Raw genomic sequence first — 21,038 nt, forward strand, 5'->3', positions numbered from 1 at the left:
ACGTGCGTCCGCCCCCGGACCGCGCCCGGCCGGTTGTGGGGCACCCTCCCAAGGTGAGCCGTAGTTGACTGTGCACGCGCACAGTGCGGACCCGGTCTCGCGCGCGCCGCCCGTAACGTCGGGCCATGACTGATGAATTCCGTACGGACGACGGTCTGACGCTGCGTTACAGGTCCTGGTCCCGCGGGCCGCGGGCCGGACTGCCCCCGGTGCTCCTGCTGCACGGTTTCGCCGCCGATGCCCGGCTGAACTGGGAGGGTCCCGGTGTGGTCGAGGCCCTGGTGGCGCGGGGCCGCCACGTCCTCGCACTCGACGCCCGGGGACACGGTTCGTCGGACAAGCCGCACGACGACGCCCGGTACGGCGAGTCGGTGATGGCCCGTGACGTGAGGCAGCTGATCGACCGCACCGGTGCCGGCGAAGTGCATCTGGCGGGCTACTCGATGGGGGCGGTCGTGGCGCTGCTCGCGGCCGCAGGCGACGAGCGGATCACCCGGCTGGTGGTCGGCGGGATCGGCGCGGGCGCGGTGGAGGTGGGCGGGCTGGACACCCGGGCCATGCCGCCGGAGCTGGTGGCGGCCGCGCTGACGGCCGAGGACGCGGCCGACGCCCCCGAACGGACCCGGGGCTTCCGGATCCTGGCCGACACCGCGGGCTCCGACCGGCTGGCTCTGGCCGCGCAGATCCGCTCGGTGCACCGGGGCCCGCTGCCGTTGGACCGGATCCGGATACCCACGCTGGTGCTCGCCGGGGCGGACGATCCCCTGGCCGTGCGGCCCGAGGTGCTGGCCGACGCCCTGACGGGCTCACGCCTGAAGGTGCTGCCGGGAGACCATCTCACCGTCGTCCGCGATCCGGGATTCGCCGCCTGTGTCGCCGGGTTCCTCACCGAGGAGGACTGACGCGGCCCGTGGCGGGCCCGACGACGAAGGGCCGGACCGCCGTGCGCGGTCCGGCCCTCACCAGGCGTCAGGAACTACGAGGTGTGGGGGCAGTTGCCCCGGGACTCGGCGATCGTCAGACTCGCCGCGGGCAGCGGGCACAGGAACTGCTCGTAGCGGGAGTCGTTGTCGATGAAGCGCTTCAGCCACGAGATGCTGTACTTCGCGATCGTGGTGTTGGAGGAGTTCGGGGTGAAGTGCGTGGCCCCGCGCAGCTCCACGTACGCCTTGTCCAGCGTGCTCGGCAGCGACTGGTAGAACGGCTCGGAGTGGGTGGCTACGGGGGCGATCGTGTCCCCGTCCGCGCCGAAGATCAGGGTGGGCGTACGGACTTCGGGCCAGGTGGTGTCGAGGTTCCAGCCGGTCAGCGGGATCGCCGCCTTCAGCGAGGTACGGCTCTTGGCGGCCTCCAGAGTGCCGCCGCCGCCCATGGAATGGCCCATCACGCCGAGCCGGGAGGTGTCGATCCGGCTGCGCACCGAGCTCGACTGCGTCAGGTAGTCGAGCGCGGCCAGGAGCTGACGGCCGCGGCTGTCGGGCTGGTCCAGCGTGGTGTTGGTGTCGATGGTGAAGACGACGAAGCCCTGCGAGGCGAGCCGCGGTCCGAGCCAGGCGATGCTGGACTGGTAGGCGGTGAAGCCGGGCGAGATGGCGACCGCGCCGAAGGTGCCGTCCGCGGTGGACGTCGGGTAGTAGATCGTGCCTCCGCCGAAGCCGCTGACGCTCAGCGAGGAGACGCTGGTCTGCGAGACCGCGTACGAGCCGCGGCTCGCCTCGATACTCGAATTGCTCGGGGCCGGGCCGCGCTCGTAGGGGTTGTCGGCGGCCTGGGCGCCCGGCATCAGCGCGGTGCACAGACCCGCGGTGGCGATGGTCGCGGCCAGCAGGCCCTTCACGATGCGGGAACGGCTCCTGGACATCCGGTGGCGCGGGGAGGTGTCGCCGGAGGGGAGGTGCTGCACGAGGGGGGTCCTCTCGGTCGTGGCGTGAGCCACGCCGGGCAGGAACCGAGGACCCGTTGTCACCTGGGGCCGTTCGGGGTGCACCGCGTGGAACCGCCGTTGTTCTCTGGCGGTCGCCACTTTCGCGGTGCACCCCGGTGGTACACATCGGCAACTTCACCGGTCTTCGCGACCGGTGCTCCCTGCCGGTCCTCAGCGGACCGGGTGTCCGGCCTCCCGCAGAGCGCCCTTGACCTCGGAGATCCGCAGATCGCCGAAGTGGAAGACGGACGCCGCGAGGACCGCGTCGGCCCCGGCGTCGATGGCCGGTGCGAAGTCCGCGAGCCGGCCCGCGCCGCCGGAGGCGATGACGGGAACGGTCACGTGCTTCCGTACGGCGGCGATCATCTCGGTGTCGTAGCCGTCCTTGGTGCCGTCGGCGTCCATCGAGTTGAGCAGGATCTCGCCCGCGCCGAGCTCGGCGGCCCGGTGCGCCCACTCGACGGCGTCGATGCCGGTGCCCTTGCGGCCGCCGTGCGTGGTGACCTCGAAGGTGCCGGCGGGCGTGCGGCGGGCGTCCACGGACAGGACGAGCACCTGACGGCCGAAGCGTTCGGCGATCTCCCGGATCAGCTCCGGCCGGGCGATGGCCGCGGTGTTGACGCCGACCTTGTCGGCGCCGGCCCGCAGCAGTTTGTCGACGTCGTCGGGGGTGCGGACGCCGCCGCCGACCGTGAGCGGGATGAAGACCTGCTCGGCGGTGCGGCGCACCACGTCGTACGTCGTCTCCCGGTCACCGCTGGATGCGGTGATGTCGAGGAAGGTCAGCTCGTCGGCGCCCTCGGCGTCGTACAGCTTCGCCATCTCGACGGGGTCACCGGCGTCGCGCAGGTTCTGGAAGTTGACGCCCTTGACGACCCGGCCCTTGTCCACGTCGAGGCAGGGGATGACACGTACCGCGAGCGTCATCGCGCACCTGCCCGGTAGGCCTCGACCTCGACCTCGACGACCAGGCTCGGGTCGACGAGACCGGACACGATGAGCATGGAGGCCGCGGGCCGCACGTCGTCGAACAGCTCCTTGTGGGCGCGGCCGACCTCGTCGGTGTCCCGGGCGTGCGTGACGTACATCCGGGTCCGGACGACGTCCTCGCGGCCGAGACCCAGCTGCTTCAGCGCCTCGAAGGCGACCTGGAAGGAGGTGACGGTCTGCTCGTAGGGGCCGCCGGCGGAGATCGCGCCGCCCACCACCGACGTGCACCCGGCCACCAGCACCAGCCCGTTCGGCAGCTCGACGGCGCGGGAGTAGCCGAACTTCTCCTCCCAGGGGGCGCCGGAGGAGATGCGGTGTACGGAGTCCGTCATACGGAGACCGCCTCCAGCGCCTCTTCGAGGGTGAACGCCTTCGCGTACAGAGCCTTGCCGACGATCGCGCCCTCGACGCCTGCCGGGACGAGCGAGGAGATGGCGCGCAGGTCGTCGAGCGAGGAGACGCCGCCGGAGGCGACGACGGGCTTGTCCGTGGCCGCGCAGACGTTCTTCAGGAGCTCCAGGTTGGGGCCCTGGAGGGTGCCGTCCTTGGCGATGTCGGTGACGACGTAGCGGGCGCAGCCCTCGGAGTCGAGACGGGCGAGCGTCTCGTAGAGGTCGCCGCCGTCGCGGGTCCAGCCGCGGCCGCGCAGCGTGGTGCCGCGGACGTCGAGGCCGACCGCGATCTGGTCGCCGTGCTCGGCGATGGCCTTGGCGACCCACTCCGGGGTCTCCAGGGCGGCGGTGCCGAGGTTGACGCGGCGGCAGCCGGTGGCGAGGGCGGCGGCGAGCGAGGCGTCGTCGCGGATGCCGCCGGAGAGCTCGACCTTGATGTCCATGGCGCCGGCCACTTCGGCGATGAGCGCGCGGTTGTCGCCGGTGCCGAAGGCGGCGTCCAGGTCGACGAGGTGCAGCCACTCGGCGCCGGAGCGCTGCCAGGCGAGTGCGGCCTCCAGCGGGGAGCCGTAGGAGGTCTCGGAGCCGGACTCGCCGTGCACCAGGCGGACCGCCTGGCCGTCGCGGACGTCTACGGCGGGGAGCAGTTCAAGCTTCGGCATTACAGCGTCTCGATCCAGTTGGTCAGCAGCTGGGCGCCGGCATCGCCGGACTTCTCGGGGTGGAACTGGGTGGCCCACAGCGCGCCGTTCTCCACGGCCGCCACGAACCGTTCGCCGTGCGTGGCCCAGGTGACCTTGGGGGCACGGATCTTGGCGTTGGTGACTTCGAGGGACCAGTCGTGCGCCGCGTAGGAGTGCACGAAGTAGTACCGGGCCTCGGGGTCGAGTCCGGCGAACAGCCGGGAGTCCTCGGGAGCCTCGACGGTGTTCCACCCCATGTGCGGGACGACGTCGGCCTTGAGCGGGCCGACCGTGCCGGGCCACTCGTCGAGCCCGTCGGTCTCCACACCGTGCTCGATGCCGCGCTCGAAGAGGATCTGCATGCCGACGCAGATGCCCATGACGGGGCGCCCGCCGGAGAGCCTGCGTCCGATGATCCATTCGCCGCGGGCCTTCTTCAGACCCTCCATGCAGGCGGAGAACGCACCGACGCCGGGCACCAGCAGCCCGTCGGCGTTCATCGCCGTGTCGAAGTCACGGGTGATCTCGACGTCGGCGCCGACATGGGCGAGAGCGCGCTCGGCGGACCGGACGTTGCCGAAGCCGTAGTCGAAGACGACGACCTTCTTCTTCGTATCCACGTTTCGCTCCTCAGTCCCACAGGCCCTGGATCCGCATGACGCCCGCTACCAGGCACATCACGGAAGCGATCGAGAGCAGCACGATGACGCCCTTGGGCATGCCCTGCTTCGAGAAGGAGTAGACCCCGCCGGCCAGGAAGAGACCGACCAGGATCAGGACGGTGTTGAGGCCGGTCACAGGGCGCCCTTCGTGGAGGGGAGGATGCCGGCCGCGCGCGGGTCGTGCTCGCTGGCGTAGCGCAGGGCGCGGGCCAGCGCCTTGAACTGGCACTCCACGATGTGGTGGGCGTTGCGCCCGTACGGGACGTGGACGTGCAGGGCGATCTGCGCCTGGGCGACGAAGGACTCCAGGATGTGCCGGGTCATCGTCGTGTCGTACTCACCGATCATCGGTGCCATGTTCTCGGGCTCGGTGTGCACCAGGTACGGGCGGCCGGAGAGGTCGACGGTGACTTGGGCGAGCGACTCGTCCAGCGGGACGGTGCAGTTGCCGAAGCGGTAGATGCCGACCTTGTCGCCGAGGGCCTGCTTGAAGGCGGCGCCGAGTGCGAGGGCGGTGTCCTCGATGGTGTGGTGCGAGTCGATGTGCAGGTCGCCGTCGGTCTTGACCGTGAGGTCGAACAGTCCGTGGCGGCCGAGCTGGTCGAGCATGTGGTCGTAGAAGCCGACCCCGGTCGCGACATCGACCTTGCCGCTGCCGTCGAGGTTGATCTCGACGACCACGGAGGTTTCCTTGGTGGTCCGCTCCACTCTTCCTACGCGGGCCTCGCGAGTCATGCGTCGTGCTCCTTCTTCAGTTCGCGTACCGCATCGAGGAACGCGTCGTTCTCGGCCGGGGTCCCTGCGGAGACCCGCAGCCATCCCGGTACGCCGTTGTCCCGGACCAGGACGCCCCGGTCGAGGATGTGCTGCCAGGCGGTGTGGCTGTCGGCGAAGCGGCCGAACTGGACGAAGTTGGCGTCCGAGTCGGTGACGTCGAAGCCGAGAGCGCGGAGCTCGGTGACGATCCGGTCGCGCTCGCTCTTGAGCTGCGCGACGTACCCGAGGAGCGTATCGGTGTGCTCCAGGGCGGCGAGCGCGGTGGCCTGGGTGACGGAGGACAGGTGGTACGGCAGCCGCACCAGCTGGACCGCGTCGACGACGGCCGGGTCCGCGGCGAGGTAGCCGAGCCGCAGTCCGGCGGCGCCGAACGCCTTCGACATGGTGCGGGAGAGCACCAGGTGGGGGCGGCCCTCGATCAGCGGGAGCAGCGAGTCGTGGTGGCTGAATTCGCCGTACGCCTCGTCGACCACGACCATCGACGGCTTGGCCGCCTGCGCGGCGTCGTACAGCGCGAGGACGGTGTCGGCGTCGACGGCGGTGCCGGTGGGGTTGTTCGGCGAGGTGATGAAGACGACGTCGGGGCGCTCCTGCGCGATGACCGCGCGGGCCGCGTCGACGTCGATGGTGAAGTCCTCGTTGCGCGGCCCGGAGATCCAGCCGGTGCCGGTGCCGCGGGCGATGAGGGCGTGCATCGAGTACGAGGGCTCGAAGCCGATGGCGGTACGGCCGGGGCCGCCGAAGGTCTGCAGCAGCTGCTGGAGCACCTCGTTGGAGCCGTTGGCCGCCCACACGTGGGCGCGGGTGACCTCGTGCCCGGCGGTGCGGGTGAGGTAGCGGGCGAGCTCGGTACGGAGCTCGACGGCGTCCCGGTCGGGGTAGCGGTTGAGGTCGCGGGCGGCCTCGCGGACCCGTTCGGCGATCCGGTCGACGAGTGCGTCGGGGAGCGGGTACGGGTTCTCGTTGGTGTTCAGCCGGACGGGTACGTCGAGCTGGGGCGCCCCGTACGGGGACTGGCCGCGCAGTTCGTCACGGATGGGGAGGTCGTCCCAGGCGTTGCGCGGGGTGCCGTTTCCCTTGCCGCTGTCCGTGCCGTTGTCCGTGATGCTGTCGTTCGTCACTGCTGCGGAACCTTCCACCCGAACCTGGCCTTGAGCGCGGCGCCGTGGGCGGGGAGGTCCTCCGCCTCGGCGAGGGTCACCACGTGGTGGGTGACCTCGGCGAGCGCGTCGCGCGTGTAGTCGACGATGTGGATGCCGCGCAGGAAGGACTGCACGGACAGGCCCGAGGAGTGGCAGGCGCAGCCGCCGGTGGGCAGGACGTGGTTGGAGCCGGCGCAGTAGTCGCCTAGCGAGACCGGCGACCAGGGCCCGACGAAGATCGCGCCGGCGTTGCGGACGCGGCCGGCGACGGCTGCGGCGTCAGCTGTCTGGATCTCCAGGTGCTCGGCGGCGTACGCGTCGACGACCTTGAGACCGTCCTCCAGGTCGTTGACCAGGACGATCGCGGACTGGCGGCCGGCCAGGGCGGGTTCGATCCGGTCGGCGACGTGCTTGGTCGCGGCCACCTGCGGCTTCAGCTCGGCCTCGGTTGCGGCGGCGAGCTCCTCGGAGTCGGTGACCAGGACCGCGGCGGCCATCGGGTCGTGCTCGGCCTGGCTGATCAGGTCGGCGGCGACGTGGACCGGGTCGGCGGTGGCGTCGGCGAGGATCGCGATCTCGGTGGGGCCGGCCTCGGCGTCGATGCCGATGCGGCCCTTGAGGAGGCGCTTGGCGGCGGCGACGTAGATGTTGCCGGGGCCGGTGACGAGGTTCACGGGCAGGCAGTCCTCGGTGCCGTACGCGAACATCGCGATGGCCTGGGAGCCGCCGGCGGCGTACACCTCGTCCACTCCGAGCAGGGCGCAGGCGGCCAGGATCGTGGGGTGCGGCAGTCCGCCGAACTCCTTCTGCGGCGGGGACGCGACGGCGATGCCCTCGACGCCCGCCTCCTGGGCGGGGACCACGTTCATCACGACGGAGGACGGGTAGACCGAGCGGCCGCCCGGCACGTACAGCCCGACGCGCTCGACCGGCACCCACTTCTCGGTGACGGTGCCACCGGGCACGACCTGAGTGGTGTGCGTGGTGCGGCGCTGCTCGCGGTGGACGAGGCGGGCGCGGCGGATCGACTCCTCCAGAGCGGCGCGGACGGCGGGGTCGAGCGTCTCGAGTGCGCCCGCGATCGCGTCGGCCGGTACGCGGATCGAGCCGAGCCGCACCCCGTCGAGTTTCTCCCCCCAGTCGATCACTGCCGCCGAGCCACGATGGCGTACGTCCTCGCAGATGGGCCGCACCGTCTCCAGGGCGGCTTCCACGTCGAACTCGGCACGGGGCAGCAGGTCGCGCAGGGCGCCGCCCTCGGGGAGGGCGTCGCCGCGCAGATCGATTCGAGAGATCACACCGCAATTCTCTCAGACCGCCTCAGGCGCCCGGACGTCCGTATCACTGGCTGATACATGCCCCCGGTGTGACGGCTGACTATGGGCGTTCACCTGGTCACTCAGAGGGAATAAGGGGATTACGACCTGGTGCGCGACAGAGAGCGGATCAGTGAGCGGCGTCACGCGGCTTCGATTCCGGCTTCGCCTCCCGTTTCGGTTCCGGTTCCGGTTCCGAGGCGGGGAGGGAATCGACGCGGAGCGTCGTCGGACCGACGACGAGACCGGCGCCGGAGTCGCACGACGCCGGGGCCCGCTCGCCATCGTGCACCAGGCCGTTGCAGCTCCGAGTGGAAGGAGCGTCGGTGACCGAACCGCACGACGGGGAAATTCCGGACGGCCTCAGCGCGGCAGAGCTGGGCATGTGGCAGTCCTTCCGGACCGGGACCACCTACGACCTGCGCGCCCGCGACAGGGTGCGCGACGATCCCTTCGCCCCATACCTCTGGGGTCCCGAGCGCAGCGTGGAGGCCCGGGTCGTCGCCCGGCTGCTGCTGAGCGCGCCTCGGGCCCGGCCCGGCCGGGTGGCGGCGCTGAAGCTCCGGGGGCTGCGGATCACGGGAAGGCTCGACCTCGCGGGCGGCCGCGTCGATCCGTACGTGGAACTGACGGGCTGCCGCTTCGATGAGGAGGTGGTGCTGCCCGAGTGCCACTTCACGACGCTGCGGATGGTGGGCTGCGCGGTGCCGCGGCTGGAGGCGGCGCGGCTGCGCACCGAGGGCGACCTGCATCTGCCGCGGTGCCGGATCGAGCGCGGGATCAGGCTCACGGACGCCCAGATCGGTACGGATCTGCTGATCAACCAGATCGACATCGGCCCCGACCGGCAGGGGCGGGCGCTCAACGGTGACGGGCTCACGGTCGCCCAGGACCTGCAGGCCGAGATGATCGAGACGCTCGGCGAGCTGAGCCTGCGCGGGGCGAAGGTGGGCGGTTCGCTCAGTCTGCGCGGCAGCCGGCTGCGGGCGACGCAGGGGCGCCGCGCGCTCAACGCCCCGCAGCTCAGCGTGGAGCGGACGCTGTACATGAGCGAGGCCTGGGTCAGCGTGGATTCGGGGAACCTTGGCACCACTCCCCCGCACGGCATCCCCACATCCGCGACACCGGCCCGCGGCACCCGCCCGCAGGTCTTCCGGTGCCGGGGTGGGGTGCGGCTGGACGACGGGCGGTTCGGTGACGCGGTCGATCTGCACAAGGCCGTCTTCGTGCTGGCCGGCCACGAGGAGCTGTCGCTGCGCCGGATAGTCGCTCCGGAACTGCGGTTCAACCCGGCGCGCCCGGCGCAGGGCAGGGTGGTGCTCAACGGGGCGAAGGTCATCACGCTGATCGACGTGTCGACCAGCTGGCCGGGCCCGGGCGGTCTGGCGATGGGCGGTTTCGTGTACGAGAACCTCGTCCCGTACGGACACTTCCCGCTCTCCCGGCGCCTGGAATGGGTGTCGGCGGCGACCCCGGAGTACGTGCCGGAGCCCTACGAGCGGCTGGCCGCCGTGCTCCGCAGCAGCGGGGAGGACTCGGACGCCCGCGAGGTGCTGCTCGCCAAGCAGCGGCGCCGCCGCGAGACGCTGCCGCCCGCCGCGAAGCTCTGGGGCTTCGTCCAGGACTGGACGGTGGCGTACGGCTACCGGCCCGGGCGGGCCGCGGTGTGGATGGCGGTGCTGTGGGCGGCGGGCACGCTGGCCTTCTCGCGGTACGAGCCCGCCGCGATCAAGGCGGACGAGCATCCGGAGTGGAACGCGGCTCTGTACGCGCTGGATCTGCTGGTGCCGGTGATCAACCTCGGCCAGGACGGGTACTGGCGGATGGAGGGCGGCTGGCAGTGGGTTGCGGCGGTCCTGGTCCTGCTGGGTTGGATACTGGCCACCACCGTCGCGGCCGGCGCCTCGCGGATGCTGCGCCGCAACTGACCGGGCGGGCTGCCCCACGGTGGGGCAGCCCGGCCGGGCCCCCTTGTGCCGGCAGGCCGGGAGGTGACCGAACCCTCGCACCCCTGCGTCGGACGCACGGCCGCATCCCCGCCACCGGAACATCCGGAACAGGCCAGACTCCGCGATTTCCTTTACCCTTTCTTGGCCCCGGACAGCACAACCCATCCACTCCCTACCAAAGCTTCACAGCACCCCTCTGGCGCCGTCCCGACCAGCGCTTTTCAATGGTCTGCACCATGCCTTTCCTCCGCGCCCTGTTCCGTACCGCGCGCATGATCCGGCACGCCCCGGTGCTCTCCGCCGGGTTGCCCGCGGACCATGTGGTGATGCTCGACGCCCCCGACGAGCGGCTCTCGCCCGCGCTGGTGGCGGCCGCCCTCGGGGAGTACGAACCGGCGGCGAAGTTGCTGGCGACGACCCGGGACGCCGCCGAGTGGGAGAGCCGGGACCGATATCTGAACCGGCTGGTGGCCTTCGCCCGCAACCGGGACGGCTGGCTCCGCGACTGGCTGGCCGTCGCCCCGCACGACTGCGACGCGATCCTCGTCAAGGCCCAGCTCGCGGTCGAGCGGGCCTGGGAGTCACCGGCCCGCGCCGAGCAACTGCGCGCGGTCGCGCCGATGATCACGGCGGCGGCCGAGAGCGATCCGCGGGATCCGGTGCCCTGGCGGCTCGCGCTGGACCACGCCCGCGGCACCCATGCCACGCACACCACGTTCGAGGCGCTGTGGGAACAGGCGATACAGCGCTCCTCGCACCATTACGGCTGCCATGTCGCCGCCCTCCAGTACCTCTCCGCCGCCTGGTACGGCTCGCACCGCGAGTGCTTCGACTTCGCCGAACGGGCAGCCGAGGACTCGCTGCCCAGTTCCCTGGTGCAGGCGCTGCCGCTGCGGGCCGCCTTCGCGGTGCTGACCGAGGGGCCGGGGGCCGGGTTCACCTCGGTGCAGGAGGAACGGATCGACTCCGCGGCGGATCTGGCGATCTCGCTGTCCGCCGCCTTCGCACCGGGTGACGCATGGCCGGCCGAGGTGCGCAATCTGCTCGCGTACGTGCTGGTGGTGCGGGGCCGATGGGACGAGGCACTGGAACAGTTCCGGCAGATCGGACCCCACGCGGCGTCGTTCCCATGGACCTCCGTGTCCGACGATCCGCTCGGCAGGTTCCTCGACGTACGGGACGCAGCACGGCTCCAAGTGGCCTCCGGAACGCCGTTGCGCGACCGGGCCGACCGGGGACGGGCGCGCGGCCATTACGCTTGACCGTTGTGACCACCGCTCGCCTGCCTCTGTTCCCGCTGAACGCGGTGCTGTTTCCCGGCCTTGTGCTGCCGCTGAACGTCTTCGAGGAGCGTTATCGCGCCATGATGCGCGAGCTGCTGAAGACCGACGAGGACGAACCGCGCCGCTTCGCCGTGGTCGCCATCCGCGACGGCCGCGAGACCGCCCCGACGGCCGCGGGCATGCCGGACGCGGTGAGGGTCCCCGTCGAGCGCGGCCCGGCGGACGGCTTCGGCCCGGACCCCGTCCAGACGTTCCACCGGGTCGGGTGCATCGCCGACGCGGCGAAGATCCGGGAGCGTTCGGACGGCAGCTTCGAGGTCCTGGCGACCGGCACCAGCCGTGTGAAGCTCCTGTCCGTGGACGCGACCGGCCCGTATCTCACCGCCGAGCTCGAAGAGCTGGACGAGGATCCGGGCGAGGAGGCGGAGGCGCTCACCGAGGGCGTCCTGCGGGCCTTCCGCGCGTACCAGAAGCGACTGGCCGGCGCGAGCGAGCGCTCCCTGACCACGGGCGCGGAGCTGCCCGACGAGCCGTCGGTCGTCTCCTATCTGGTCGCCGCCGCGGCGGTCCTCGACGTCCCCGCCAAACAGCGGCTGCTCCAGGCCCCGGACACCGCGACCCGGCTGCGCGAGGAGCTGACGATCCTGCGCTCCGAGACCGCCGTCATCCGCCATCTCCCGTCGCTGCCCGCCGTGGAACTCACCCGCGCCCCGACCCACCCCAACTGAGCGACCGGAGGGCCACTCCCCCGTGGCGAAGAAGCCGAAGAAGCAGCCCCAGTCCGGCGGCACCCCCGCGACGGTCGCGCTGACCGCGGCCGGCACGGAGTTCACGGTGCACGCGTACGAGCACGACCCCGCGTCGGCCTCCTACGGCGAGGAGGCGGCCGAGGCCCTCGGAGTCTCCCCCGACCGGGTGTTCAAGACCCTGGTCGCCGACGTGGACGGCCGGCTGACGGTCGCGGTCGTCCCCGTGGCGGGCTCCCTGGACCTGAAGGCCCTCGCCTCGGCGGCCGGCGGCAAGCGCGCCACCATGGCGGACCCGGCGGCTGCGGAGCGCACCACGGGCTACGTGCTCGGCGGCATCTCCCCCCTGGGCCAGCGCAAACGGCTGCCCACGGTGCTGGACGCGTCGGCGCGGTCCCACACGACGATCTGCGTGTCGGCGGGCCGCCGCGGCCTGGAGGTCGAACTGTCCCCCACGGACCTGGCCGCCCTGACGGACGCGGTGTTCGCCCCGATCGGCCGGGCGTAGACCCACCGCGGTCCGCCGCCCCCGGCCGCCCCGGTCTCGTCCTCATACGTTCGACGGGCCCACCATCGCCCCGTCCACCCGCCACCGGAGGACCGGGGCACAACCCAGCCCGTCCGGCGCTTGAGGACCGGGGCACAACCCAGCCCGTCCGGCGCTTGAGGACCGGGGCACAACCCAGCCCGTCCGGCGCTTGAGGACCGGGGCACAACCCAGCCCGTCCGGCGCTTGAGGACCGGGGCACAACCCAGCCCGTCCGGCGCTTGAGGACCGGGGTCCGGGGCAGAGCCCCGGTTACGGGAAGGGGCGGGTAGGGGACAAGCCCCGCGCAGCGGCCCCGCTCACCCGGCGGCCGGCGGCGCAGGCGGCTCGGGCGAGGACGACGGCGCAGGCGCAGGACCCGACGGCGCAGGACCCGACGGCGCACCCCCGGACGGCACCGAGTGGTACACCCCCCACTCCGGCTCCGGATCCCGCGGCCCGAACAGCGCCGTCAACCCCAGATGCACGGCCATCGCCGCCAACGACCACGCCAGCAACGCCCCCTTCGCATGCAGCTCCAGCGGCGCATCGAAGATCACACCCTTGCCGACCTCGCGCGCATGGGCGACCACGTCGTCGGTCGGCCCCAGCCGGGTACCGAGCTGCCACGCCAGGAGCGAGCCGAGTACGCCGCCCACGGCGAGCGCCACCACGAGGGCGATTCCGCCCTTCCGGTGGAACCAGAAGACCAGCCCCGCCGAAACCGCACCGAAGGCCAGCGCGAGCAGCGCGAACGTGCCGTCGGCGCCGATCGCCTCCTCGCCCTCGCTGTCGCTGAGGAAGACGGCCGTGGAGTCGGAGACCAGTGGCACCCGCGGCGCCAGCCACAGCCAGAGCAGGCCGAGCGCGACCCCGGCGACCGTCACGGCGACGGCGACCAGTGCCGCCCGGCGCAGTTCCGTACGGAGTTCTCTCTCCTCCGGCGACCGCAACAGGGTTCCGAGGTGGGATCCACCGGGGCCACCCCCTTCCGGCGGCTTCTGCCACGGGTCGTGGGGCGAGGGCTGGTGCGGCGGCGTCAGAGGTGCTGTCACCGTGCCATCGTGCCAGGCGTCCTTGTGGCGCGCCTCACCGGACCGCTGCCCTGCGGTACGCCCAGGTCGCCACGGCGAGCGAGAGGACGCCCACGACGGCGCAGACGGCGAGATCGAGGGCGATGACGGCCCAGTCGGGGTGGGCGTCGAAGGAGCGGGCGAGCGCCTCGACACCGTAGGTGGAGGGCAGCAGGTCGCGGGCCCAGCCGATGGGCCCGGGCAGCCGGTCCGCCGGGAGCACGCCCAGCAGGAGCGCCGCGGACATGCCCAGCTGGCCCAGCAGCGTGGCCAGCTCCTGCCGGGGTGCGAGCAGCCCGAAGGCGGCGCCGAGTCCGGAGAGGGCCGCGCCGGAGAGCGGGATGACCGCGACGAGCACCCACAGATGGGTGACGGGCAGCCCGAACAGCACGCTGCCCGTCACCGCCGTCACGATCGTGCCGGGCACGGTGAAGGAGGCGTACGCCCCGGCCGCGCCGAGCACCACGGCGGCGGGCGGCACCGGCAGGGTCGCGTAGTGGTCGAGCCCTCCCTGGGCCCGCAGCTGCCCGAAGTACTGGGCGAGCATGTTCAGCGCGACGAAGGCGACGACCAGGACGCTGGACCCGGCCACGACGGCGCGGGCCTCGGAGCCGCCGTCCACGACCCCGCGCATCAGGACCATGATCCCGATGGACTGGAAGGTCGCCACGAAGAGCAGCGGGATGCGGGCGACGCGGGCGCGGGACAGCTGGGCCCGGTAGACCGCGGCGAGCGAGGGGAACAGCCGGGCGCGCGGCGCGAGCGGCGCGGGCGCCGGGCCCGGTGCGCCGGCGTCGTCACCGGCCGGCCCGCTCCGCCCCGTCCGGCCCGGCTGCCCGTCCTGCCCGGACACCGCTTCCGCAGGAACGATGCTCGTCACCTGACGCTGCTCCTGTTCGGTCCCTGCCCGGCCACGCACCCGTACCGCTCCGCTTCGCCCACCGCACCGATCCCGCTCATGACTTCACCAGTCCCTTGGTCGCGTCCCCGCCGAGCGCCAGGTAGACATCCTCCAGGCTGGGTGTCGCCAGGGTGAAGTCGTCGAGTGCGGCGAAGGCCGCGCCACCGGTCACGGCGGCGACCGCCGCCCGCGCCTCGTCGGGCCCGAGCCGCAGCACCCAGCGCCGCCCGGACTCCTGCGCGGACGCCCGCAGGGCGGCGACCTCGGGCACGTCCAGCGGCGCACGCTCGCGCCACACCAGCTCCACCCGGACCTCGCCCGCGACCCGCTCCTTGAGCCCGGCCGGGGTGTCGCAGGCGATGACCTTGCCGCGTTCGATGACGGCGACCCGGTCGAGGACGGTCTCGGCCTCGATGACGTTGTGGGTGACCAGCAGCACCGTCGCACCGCGTTCGGCTCGCCGGCGGTCGACGGCGGCCCAGACGGCACGCCGGGCCACGGGGTCCATTCCGGTCGTCGGCTCGTCGAGAATGAGCACCGGCCGCTCCCCGACCAGTGCGGCCGCGACGCAGGCGAGCCGTCGCTGTCCGCCGGAGAGCTTCTTCAGGGGGCGGCCGGCAAGCTCGTCGAGGCCGAGTTCACCGAGCACCGCGTCGCGTTCGGCGCGGGCCTCGCGCACCGGCAGGCCGCGCAGCCGTCCGGTGGTCTCGGCGGCGAGGCCGACGGTCAGCTCGTCGAGCGCGGTCGATTCCTGCCCGAGGTAGCCGATCAGCCGGGAGGCCCGTTCGGGATGGCGCACGAGGTCGTGGCCCAGCATGTCGACGCTGCCGGAGTCGGGCCGCATCAGTCCGGTGAGCTGTCGTACGAGGGTGGACTTGCCGGCGCCGTTGGGGCCGAGCAGTCCGAAGATCTCACCGCGCCGGATGTCCAGGCTGATGCCGTCGGTGGCACGCACCTCGGGTGTGGCGGGCGTTCCGCGCCGGCCCCGGGCCGCGGGATAGGTCTTGACCAGATCACGCACCGCGCACACGGTGCCGTTCGCCGTCTGCGCCTGTGCTGTGCCCGTACTCACGAGGTACGAGGGTACGGGGTCCGGAGACCCGCATTACGCCCGGGGCCGCACCGATCGGACATCAACGCGGTGAACACGGACCGGGTTGAGCACCGCAGGTACCGATGCGGCCTCAGTCCCCGGACGCCGCCGCATTCTCCGGTTTCCCGACGGCAGGAGCATGCCGGTCGGCCACCGGGGTGTGCTTCTCGCCCGCGGGGGCGTGCTCCGCCGCGGCCCGTACGTCGATCTCGCGCCAGAAGCCCGCCCGGATCGCATAGCGGTCGTGCTCGTCGATCTGGTCGTCCTTGTGCGCGAGCAGCCCGAAGCGGGCCGCGTACCTCAGCAGTTCGCCGTCGATGCGGTGCGGGATGCGGGGGTACATCGTGGACAGCTTCTGCAGGTGGACGGTCTCCGGCAGCCGTTCCATCCAGCGCCGGGCGAAGACCTGCCCCACCTCGAAGGGGTCACCGCCGACCGTGGTGATGTCCTCCTCCCGGTCCGCCCAGCGCTGCTCGGCGCTGGTGACCTGGGCGAGCGTCGGCAGGGAGGCGGTCTCGGGGGGTTCGCCGAGGGGGCCGCCGCGCTCCACCCATCCCCGGTCGGAGGACCAGCGCAGAGTCGCGTTGGCGGGCGGCGGGGCAGGCTGCTGCCGGTCCGCCTGGGCCCCGGGGCCGCGCAGGGTGCCCGCGAGGTCCTTCGGGGTCGGGACGCCCCTGCCGCCGTGGCCGTGTGCGGTGTGGCCGGTGTTCTCGTCGGGCGGTGCGGACGTGCCGTTACGGGCGTCTTCGGCCTGGGCCCGGGCCTGGGAGCCCCGCTCGGCGGAGGCCGCGAGGGCCGCCTCGGGCAGGGGCGCGGAGAGGATCGCGGCGATCTCGGGGCGCGGTACGGGCGGCGGGGTGCAGGCGCCGCCGGTCTCCTTGGCCCGTACGGCCTGGGTGATCCAGGCCCGGTCCAGCACACGCCGCTCGTCCGCCTCCGCGACCAGGTCCTCCGACTGGTTGTAGTCGCCGTCGGCGGCCTGGACGGCCCAGAGGTGGACGGCGACGCCGTGCTCCTTGGCGGACATCAGGCCGGGCAGCAGATCGCCGTCGCCGGTCACCAGGACGACGTCCGAACAGGCCCGGTTCCTGGCGAGTTCGGTGAGCTCTGCGTGCATCGCCGCGTCGACGCCCTTCTGCGCCCAGCGCCCGTCGCTGCGGGTGAGGGCGCCCAGCCGTACCGTCACCCGCGACATGACGCGCAGCCTGCGGTGTTCGGGCTGCGGTACGCGGTCGGGGGCGCCGTCGAACCAGTAGATCCGCAGCAGAGGCTGTTCCGTGTCGGCCTCGGCCCGCTCCCGCAGGGCCTGGATCAGAGCCGCGTGGTCGACGGTGATGCGGGAACGGGCGGGCTCTCCGGCCAGCAGGCTCGCGGCTGCGCCCAGCAAGTAGCCGGCGTCCACCAGGACGACGCAACGGTCCACGCGTTCCACCCTCTTCCAGGAATTCGGGAACGGGTCCGACGGGTCCGGTCTTCGGAAAAGGATCGGCTCCGCTTACTCAGGGTTTCCTTCGAGTCTGCCCGACCGCACGGGGGTTAACGGTCGGAACTCGATCATCGGCGTGGCGTATCCGGAAAACGGCGCATCATACCTCCTCGCTACGCACGGTAATGATCCAACATGCGCGGTTTATCCGATTATGTGAATCTGACATCGGTCCTGGCCCCGAGAGTCCCCATAGGAGGAACACCATGGCCAAGAACAAGAACCGCAAGCAGGGCAGCCAGCAGGATCGCGCGTCCGAGTCGGAGCGCGGTGCGCAGGAGGCACGGTCCACGGCTTTCGAGTCGCAGAACCAGCCCCAGGCGCAGTCCCAGGGCAGCCCTGCCGATGTTGCGCGTAAGCATCAGCGGCGCTTCGGCCACAACTGACCGGACTTCTCCGGTACGGCCACAGGCCGGTAGCCGAGAGGGGCGCACCCGCTTTCGCGGGGCGCCCCTCTCGTGCGTGCGGGTGCGGGCAGTGGCTCAGCCGGCCAGGCAGGACGGGCCGAGAAGCACCTTCAGGTCACCGAAGAGCGCCGGGTCGGGCTTCACCCGGTGCCGGTCGAGCCGGAGCACCGTCGTCTTGCGGGGGCCCTGGAGCTTGATCCGTACCTCGGTGTCGCCCCGGTGGCTGTTGAGCACCTCGCCGAGCCGGCTGACCATGGGCGGGGTGATCTTGACGGTGGGGATGGTCAGGACCACCGGTGCGTTGGTACCCGCCGACGAGATGTCGGGGACCTGCATCTCCATGGCGACCAGCCGGGGCACGTCCTCGCGCTTGTCGAGCCGGCCCTTGACGAAGACGACGGTGTCCTCGACGAGCTGGGTGGAGACCAGCTGGTAGGTGGCCGGGAAGAACATGCACTCGATGGAGCCGGCCAGGTCCTCGACGGTGGCGATGGCCCAGGCGTTGCCCTGCTTGGTCATCTTGCGCTGGAGGCCGGAGATGATGCCGCCGATGGTGACGATCGCCCCGTCACTGTGCTCACCGCCGGTGAGCTGCGAGATCGCCGCGTCGGACTTGTCGCTCAGCACGTGCTCGATACCGAAGAGCGGGTGGTCGGAGACGTAGAGCCCGAGCATCTCGCGCTCCTGGGCCAGCAGGTAGGACTTCTCCCACTCGATGTCGGAGAACTCGACGTCGAGCCCGAAGCCCGGCTCGTCGCTGTCCTCCTCACCGCCGCCGAAGAGGTCGAACTGTCCCTCGGCCTCCTTGCGCTTGACCTGCACCACGTTGTCGATCATGGGCTCGTGGTGGGCGACGAGGCCCTTGCGGGTGTGGCCCATCTCGTCGAAGGCACCGGCCTTGATGAGCGACTCCACGGTCCGCTTGTTGCAGACGACCGCCTCGACCTTGTCGAGGAAGTCGGGGAAGCTGCTGTACTTCCCCTTCGCCTTGCGGCACCGGATGATCGAGTCGACGACGTTCTGGCCGACGTTACGGATGGCCGTCAACCCGAAGAGGATGACGTCGTCACCCTGTGCGGCGAAGTTCGACTCGGACTCGTTGACGTTCGGCGGGAGCACCTTGATGCCCATGCGACGGCACTCGTTGAGGTACACCGCCGACTTGTCCTTGTCGTCCTTGACCGAGGTGAGCAGCGCCGCCATGTACTCGGCGGGGTAGTTGGCCTTGAGGTATCCGGTCCAGTAGGTGACCAGGCCGTACGCGGAGGAGTGCGCCTTGTTGAAGGCGTATCCGGCGAACGGGACCAGCACGTCCCACAGCGCCTTGATCGCGGCGTCGGAGAAGCCGTTCTTCTTGGCGCCCGCCTCGAACAGGACGAAGTTCTTCGCCAGCTCGTCGGCCTTCTTCTTGCCCATCACACGGCGCAGGATGTCGGCCTCGCCGAGCGAGTACCCGGCGACGATCTGGGCGGCCTTCTGCACCTGCTCCTGGTAGACGATCAGGCCGTAGGTGAGGCCGAGGACCTCCTTGAGCGGCTCCTCCAGCTCCGGGTGGATCGGAGTGATCTCCTGGCGGGCGTTCTTCCGCTCGGCGTAGTTCGTGTGGGAGTTCATGCCCATCGGGCCCGGCCGGTACAGGGCCGAGACGGCGGAGATGTCCTCGAAGTTGTCGGGCTGCATCTGGCGCAGCAGCGAACGCATCGGCCCGCCGTCGAACTGGAACACCCCGAGCGTGTCGCCCCGGCAGAGCAGCTCGTACGTCTTGGGGTCGTCCAGCGGCAGCGCCAGCATCTCCAGATCGATGCCCTTGTTGGACTTCACCATCTTGATGGCGTCGTCCATGATCGTCAGGTTGCGCAGCCCCAGGAAGTCCATCTTCAGCAGGCCGAGCGACTCGCACTGCGGGTAGTCCCACTGCGTGATGGTGACGCCGTCGGAGTGCCGCACCCAGACCGGGGCGTGGTCGACGATCGGCTCGCTGGACATGATGACGCCGGCGGCGTGCACGCCCATCTGCCGGACCAGGCCCTCGACGCCCTTCGCCGTGTCGATGACCTTCTGGACGTCCGGCTCGTTCTCGTACATCCCCCGGATCTCGCCCGCCTCGCTGTAGCGCGGGTGCTTGGGGTCGGTGATGCCGTTGAGGTCGATGCCCTTGCCGAGGACGTCGGCGGGCATGGCCTTGGTGAGCCGGTCGCCCATCGCGTACGGGTAGCCGAGGACGCGGGCCGAGTCCTTGATCGCGTTCTTGGCCTTGATCTTGCCGTAGGTGCCGATCATGGCGACCTTGTCGGCGCCGTACTTCTCGGTCACGTACCTGATCACCTCGACGCGCCTGCGCTCGTCGAAGTCGATGTCGACATCGGGCATGGAGACGCGCTCGGGGTTGAGGAACCGCTCGAAGATCAGTCCGTGCTCGATCGGGTCGAGGTCGGTGATGCCCATCGCGTACGAGACGATCGAGCCGGCGGCGGAGCCTCGGCCGGGGCCGACCGCGATGCCGTTGTTCTTGGCCCACATGATGAAGTCGGCGACAACCAGGAAGTACCCCGGGAACCCCATCTGGATGATGATGTCCATCTCGTACTCGACCTGCTTCTGCCGGTCCTCGGGGACCCCGCCCGGGAAGCGGCGGTCCATCCCGACGCGGACCTCCTCCTGGAACCAGGTGATCTCCGTGTAGCCGTCCGGGATGTCGAACTTCGGCATCAGGTCGCGCTTCTCGAACATCCCGGTGGTGTCGATCTGCTGCGCGACCAGCAGGGTGTTGGCGCAGCCCTCCTGCCAGGCGTCCGAGGAGTCGACGCCGTACATCTCGTCCGTCGTCTTGAGGTAGTAGCCGGTGCCGTCGAAGCGGAAGCGGTCCGGGTCGGAGAGGTTCTTGCCGGTCTGGATGCAGAGCAGTGCGTCGTGTGCGGTCGCCTCGCTGGCGTAGGTGTAGTGCGAGTCGTTCGTCACGAGCGGCGGGATGTTCAGCTTCTTGCCGATTTCGAGGAGCCCGTCACGGACCCGGCGCTCGATCTCGATGCCGTGGTCCATCAGCTCCAGGAAGTACTTGCCCTCGCCGAAGATGTCCTTGTAGTCGGAGGCCGCCTGGACCGCCTCGTCGAACTGCCCGAGCCGCAGCCGCGTCTGCACCTCGCCCGAGGGGCAGCCGGTGGACGCGATCAGGCCCTCGGACCACTGGGAGATGGTCTCCCTGTCCATGCGCGGCCACTTCTGCAGCCAGCCCTCGGCGTAGGCGTCCGAGGACAGCTTGAAGAGGTTGTGCAGCCCCTTGGCGTTCGACGCCCAGATCGTCTTGTGGGTGTAACCACCCGAACCGGAGACGTCGTCGCGCTTCTGGTGCGGCTGGCCCCACTGGATCTTCCGCTTGTGCTTGCGCGACTCCGGGGCGACGTACGCCTCGATACCGATGATCGGTGTCACATTCGCCTTGGCGGCCGAATGGAAGAAGTCGTACGCCCCGTGCAGGTTGCCGTGGTCCGTCATCGCGATATGGGACATGCCCATCTCGTTGCAGGCCTCGAACATGTCCTTGAGCCGCGCGGCACCGTCCAGCAGCGAGTACTGGGTGTGGACGTGAAGGTGCGTGAAAGGCGGCTTGGTCACGGCGCTGTGCCTCCGGGGAAACTGACGATGACGGGCTGGGGGGACAGCGTGGAAGTCTACGTCTCCGAGGTGACGG

Annotated in this window: 20 protein-coding genes; 6 read left to right on the forward strand and 14 right to left on the reverse strand. The window is 71.1% G+C overall.

The window, feature by feature from the left end:
- The first annotated feature begins 125 nt into the window (after positions 1-125).
- Positions 126-902: an alpha/beta fold hydrolase gene (locus SH922_RS09910; protein ID WP_393057036.1), complete on the forward strand. Its 777-nt coding sequence runs from the start codon at positions 126-128 to the stop codon at positions 900-902.
- A gap of 74 nt (positions 903-976) precedes the next feature.
- Here SH922_RS09910 and SH922_RS09915 read toward each other — a convergent pair whose 3' ends face one another.
- The 9 genes from SH922_RS09915 to hisD form a co-directional block, all read right to left on the reverse strand.
- Complete coding sequence (locus tag SH922_RS09915) at positions 977-1,861, reverse strand: alpha/beta hydrolase family protein (protein WP_393063511.1); 885 nt, start codon at positions 1,859-1,861, stop codon at positions 977-979.
- A gap of 234 nt (positions 1,862-2,095) precedes the next feature.
- Positions 2,096-2,851 carry an imidazole glycerol phosphate synthase subunit HisF gene (gene hisF, locus SH922_RS09920; protein ID WP_350988575.1) on the reverse strand — a complete coding sequence of 252 codons (756 nt, stop codon included), beginning with the start codon at positions 2,849-2,851 and terminating at the stop codon, positions 2,096-2,098.
- Positions 2,848-3,246 carry a RidA family protein gene (locus SH922_RS09925; protein ID WP_393057039.1) on the reverse strand — a complete coding sequence of 133 codons (399 nt, stop codon included), beginning with the start codon at positions 3,244-3,246 and terminating at the stop codon, positions 2,848-2,850. The genes hisF and SH922_RS09925 overlap by 4 nt, the downstream gene beginning before the upstream one ends.
- Positions 3,243-3,968, reverse strand: a complete 726-nt coding sequence (gene priA, locus SH922_RS09930; RefSeq protein WP_393057041.1) for a bifunctional 1-(5-phosphoribosyl)-5-((5-phosphoribosylamino)methylideneamino)imidazole-4-carboxamide isomerase/phosphoribosylanthranilate isomerase PriA — start codon at positions 3,966-3,968, stop codon at positions 3,243-3,245. Before priA ends, SH922_RS09925 begins: the two co-directional genes overlap by 4 nt.
- Positions 3,968-4,609 (reverse strand): imidazole glycerol phosphate synthase subunit HisH, encoded by a 642-nt coding sequence (gene hisH / locus SH922_RS09935; protein WP_393057043.1) that lies wholly within the window; start codon positions 4,607-4,609, stop codon positions 3,968-3,970. The genes priA and hisH overlap by 1 nt, the downstream gene beginning before the upstream one ends.
- A gap of 10 nt (positions 4,610-4,619) precedes the next feature.
- Positions 4,620-4,787: a hypothetical protein gene (locus SH922_RS09940; RefSeq protein WP_266777672.1), complete on the reverse strand. Its 168-nt coding sequence runs from the start codon at positions 4,785-4,787 to the stop codon at positions 4,620-4,622.
- The gene (hisB, locus tag SH922_RS09945; RefSeq protein WP_327711573.1) at positions 4,784-5,386 is read right to left on the reverse strand and encodes an imidazoleglycerol-phosphate dehydratase HisB; all 603 of its coding nucleotides are present in this window, start codon (positions 5,384-5,386) and stop codon (positions 4,784-4,786) included. The genes SH922_RS09940 and hisB overlap by 4 nt, the downstream gene beginning before the upstream one ends.
- Complete coding sequence (locus tag SH922_RS09950; protein ID WP_393063512.1) at positions 5,383-6,534, reverse strand: histidinol-phosphate transaminase; 1,152 nt, start codon at positions 6,532-6,534, stop codon at positions 5,383-5,385. Before SH922_RS09950 ends, hisB begins: the two co-directional genes overlap by 4 nt.
- 11 nt (positions 6,535-6,545) lie before the next feature.
- Positions 6,546-7,868, reverse strand: coding sequence for a histidinol dehydrogenase (gene hisD / locus SH922_RS09955; RefSeq protein ID WP_393057046.1), 1,323 nt, complete (start codon positions 7,866-7,868; stop codon positions 6,546-6,548).
- A gap of 344 nt (positions 7,869-8,212) precedes the next feature.
- Here hisD and SH922_RS09960 point away from each other — a divergent pair, with 344 nt between their 5' ends.
- The 4 genes from SH922_RS09960 to ybaK all read left to right on the forward strand — a co-directional run bounded on the left by SH922_RS09960 (position 8,213) and on the right by ybaK (position 12,372).
- A complete protein-coding gene (locus SH922_RS09960; protein ID WP_393057048.1) occupies positions 8,213-9,814 on the forward strand; it encodes an oxidoreductase in 1,602 nt (533 codons plus the stop codon).
- A gap of 245 nt (positions 9,815-10,059) precedes the next feature.
- Complete coding sequence (locus SH922_RS09965) at positions 10,060-11,097, forward strand: hypothetical protein (protein ID WP_393057050.1); 1,038 nt, start codon at positions 10,060-10,062, stop codon at positions 11,095-11,097.
- Between the two features lie 5 nt (positions 11,098-11,102).
- Positions 11,103-11,846, forward strand: coding sequence for an LON peptidase substrate-binding domain-containing protein (locus tag SH922_RS09970; RefSeq protein ID WP_393057052.1), 744 nt, complete (start codon positions 11,103-11,105; stop codon positions 11,844-11,846).
- A gap of 22 nt (positions 11,847-11,868) precedes the next feature.
- Positions 11,869-12,372 (forward strand): Cys-tRNA(Pro) deacylase, encoded by a 504-nt coding sequence (gene ybaK / locus SH922_RS09975; protein ID WP_393057055.1) that lies wholly within the window; start codon positions 11,869-11,871, stop codon positions 12,370-12,372.
- A gap of 338 nt (positions 12,373-12,710) precedes the next feature.
- Here ybaK and SH922_RS09980 read toward each other — a convergent pair whose 3' ends face one another.
- The 4 genes from SH922_RS09980 to SH922_RS09995 all read right to left on the reverse strand — a co-directional run bounded on the left by SH922_RS09980 (position 12,711) and on the right by SH922_RS09995 (position 16,889).
- Positions 12,711-13,445 (reverse strand): ABC transporter permease, encoded by a 735-nt coding sequence (locus SH922_RS09980; protein ID WP_393057057.1) that lies wholly within the window; start codon positions 13,443-13,445, stop codon positions 12,711-12,713.
- A gap of 34 nt (positions 13,446-13,479) precedes the next feature.
- Positions 13,480-14,208 (reverse strand): ABC transporter permease, encoded by a 729-nt coding sequence (locus tag SH922_RS09985; protein ID WP_393063513.1) that lies wholly within the window; start codon positions 14,206-14,208, stop codon positions 13,480-13,482.
- A gap of 211 nt (positions 14,209-14,419) precedes the next feature.
- A complete protein-coding gene (locus tag SH922_RS09990; protein WP_393063514.1) occupies positions 14,420-15,394 on the reverse strand; it encodes an ABC transporter ATP-binding protein in 975 nt (324 codons plus the stop codon).
- A 154-nt stretch (positions 15,395-15,548) separates the two neighbouring features.
- Positions 15,549-16,889: an NYN domain-containing protein gene (locus tag SH922_RS09995; protein ID WP_393057059.1), complete on the reverse strand. Its 1,341-nt coding sequence runs from the start codon at positions 16,887-16,889 to the stop codon at positions 15,549-15,551.
- Positions 16,890-17,149: 260 nt separating this feature from the next.
- Here SH922_RS09995 and SH922_RS10000 point away from each other — a divergent pair, with 260 nt between their 5' ends.
- The gene (locus SH922_RS10000) at positions 17,150-17,329 is read left to right on the forward strand and encodes a hypothetical protein (protein ID WP_148017758.1); all 180 of its coding nucleotides are present in this window, start codon (positions 17,150-17,152) and stop codon (positions 17,327-17,329) included.
- Positions 17,330-17,425: 96 nt separating this feature from the next.
- Here SH922_RS10000 and dnaE read toward each other — a convergent pair whose 3' ends face one another.
- Positions 17,426-20,962: a DNA polymerase III subunit alpha gene (dnaE, locus tag SH922_RS10005; RefSeq protein WP_393057062.1), complete on the reverse strand. Its 3,537-nt coding sequence runs from the start codon at positions 20,960-20,962 to the stop codon at positions 17,426-17,428.
- Positions 20,963-21,038 lie beyond the last annotated feature (76 nt).

The sequence above is a fragment of the Streptomyces sp. LN549 genome, assembly GCF_043203805.1.
Taxonomy (GTDB): domain Bacteria; phylum Actinomycetota; class Actinomycetes; order Streptomycetales; family Streptomycetaceae; genus Streptomyces.

Excerpts from the sequence above, each read along its gene's own strand:
- SH922_RS10000 (WP_148017758.1), top strand. The coding sequence starts at position 17,150 with ATGGCCAAGAACAAGAACCGCAAGCAGGGCAGCCAGCAGGATCGCGCG.
- hisB (WP_327711573.1), bottom strand. The coding sequence starts at position 5,386 with ATGACTCGCGAGGCCCGCGTAGGAAGAGTGGAGCGGACCACCAAGGAA.
- priA (WP_393057041.1), bottom strand. The coding sequence starts at position 3,968 with ATGCCGAAGCTTGAACTGCTCCCCGCCGTAGACGTCCGCGACGGCCAG.
- SH922_RS09915 (WP_393063511.1), bottom strand. The coding sequence starts at position 1,861 with ATGTCCAGGAGCCGTTCCCGCATCGTGAAGGGCCTGCTGGCCGCGACC.
- SH922_RS09910 (WP_393057036.1), top strand. The coding sequence starts at position 126 with ATGACTGATGAATTCCGTACGGACGACGGTCTGACGCTGCGTTACAGG.
- SH922_RS09925 (WP_393057039.1), bottom strand. The coding sequence starts at position 3,246 with ATGACGGACTCCGTACACCGCATCTCCTCCGGCGCCCCCTGGGAGGAG.
- SH922_RS09965 (WP_393057050.1), top strand. The coding sequence starts at position 10,060 with ATGGTCTGCACCATGCCTTTCCTCCGCGCCCTGTTCCGTACCGCGCGC.
- hisF (WP_350988575.1), bottom strand. The coding sequence starts at position 2,851 with ATGACGCTCGCGGTACGTGTCATCCCCTGCCTCGACGTGGACAAGGGC.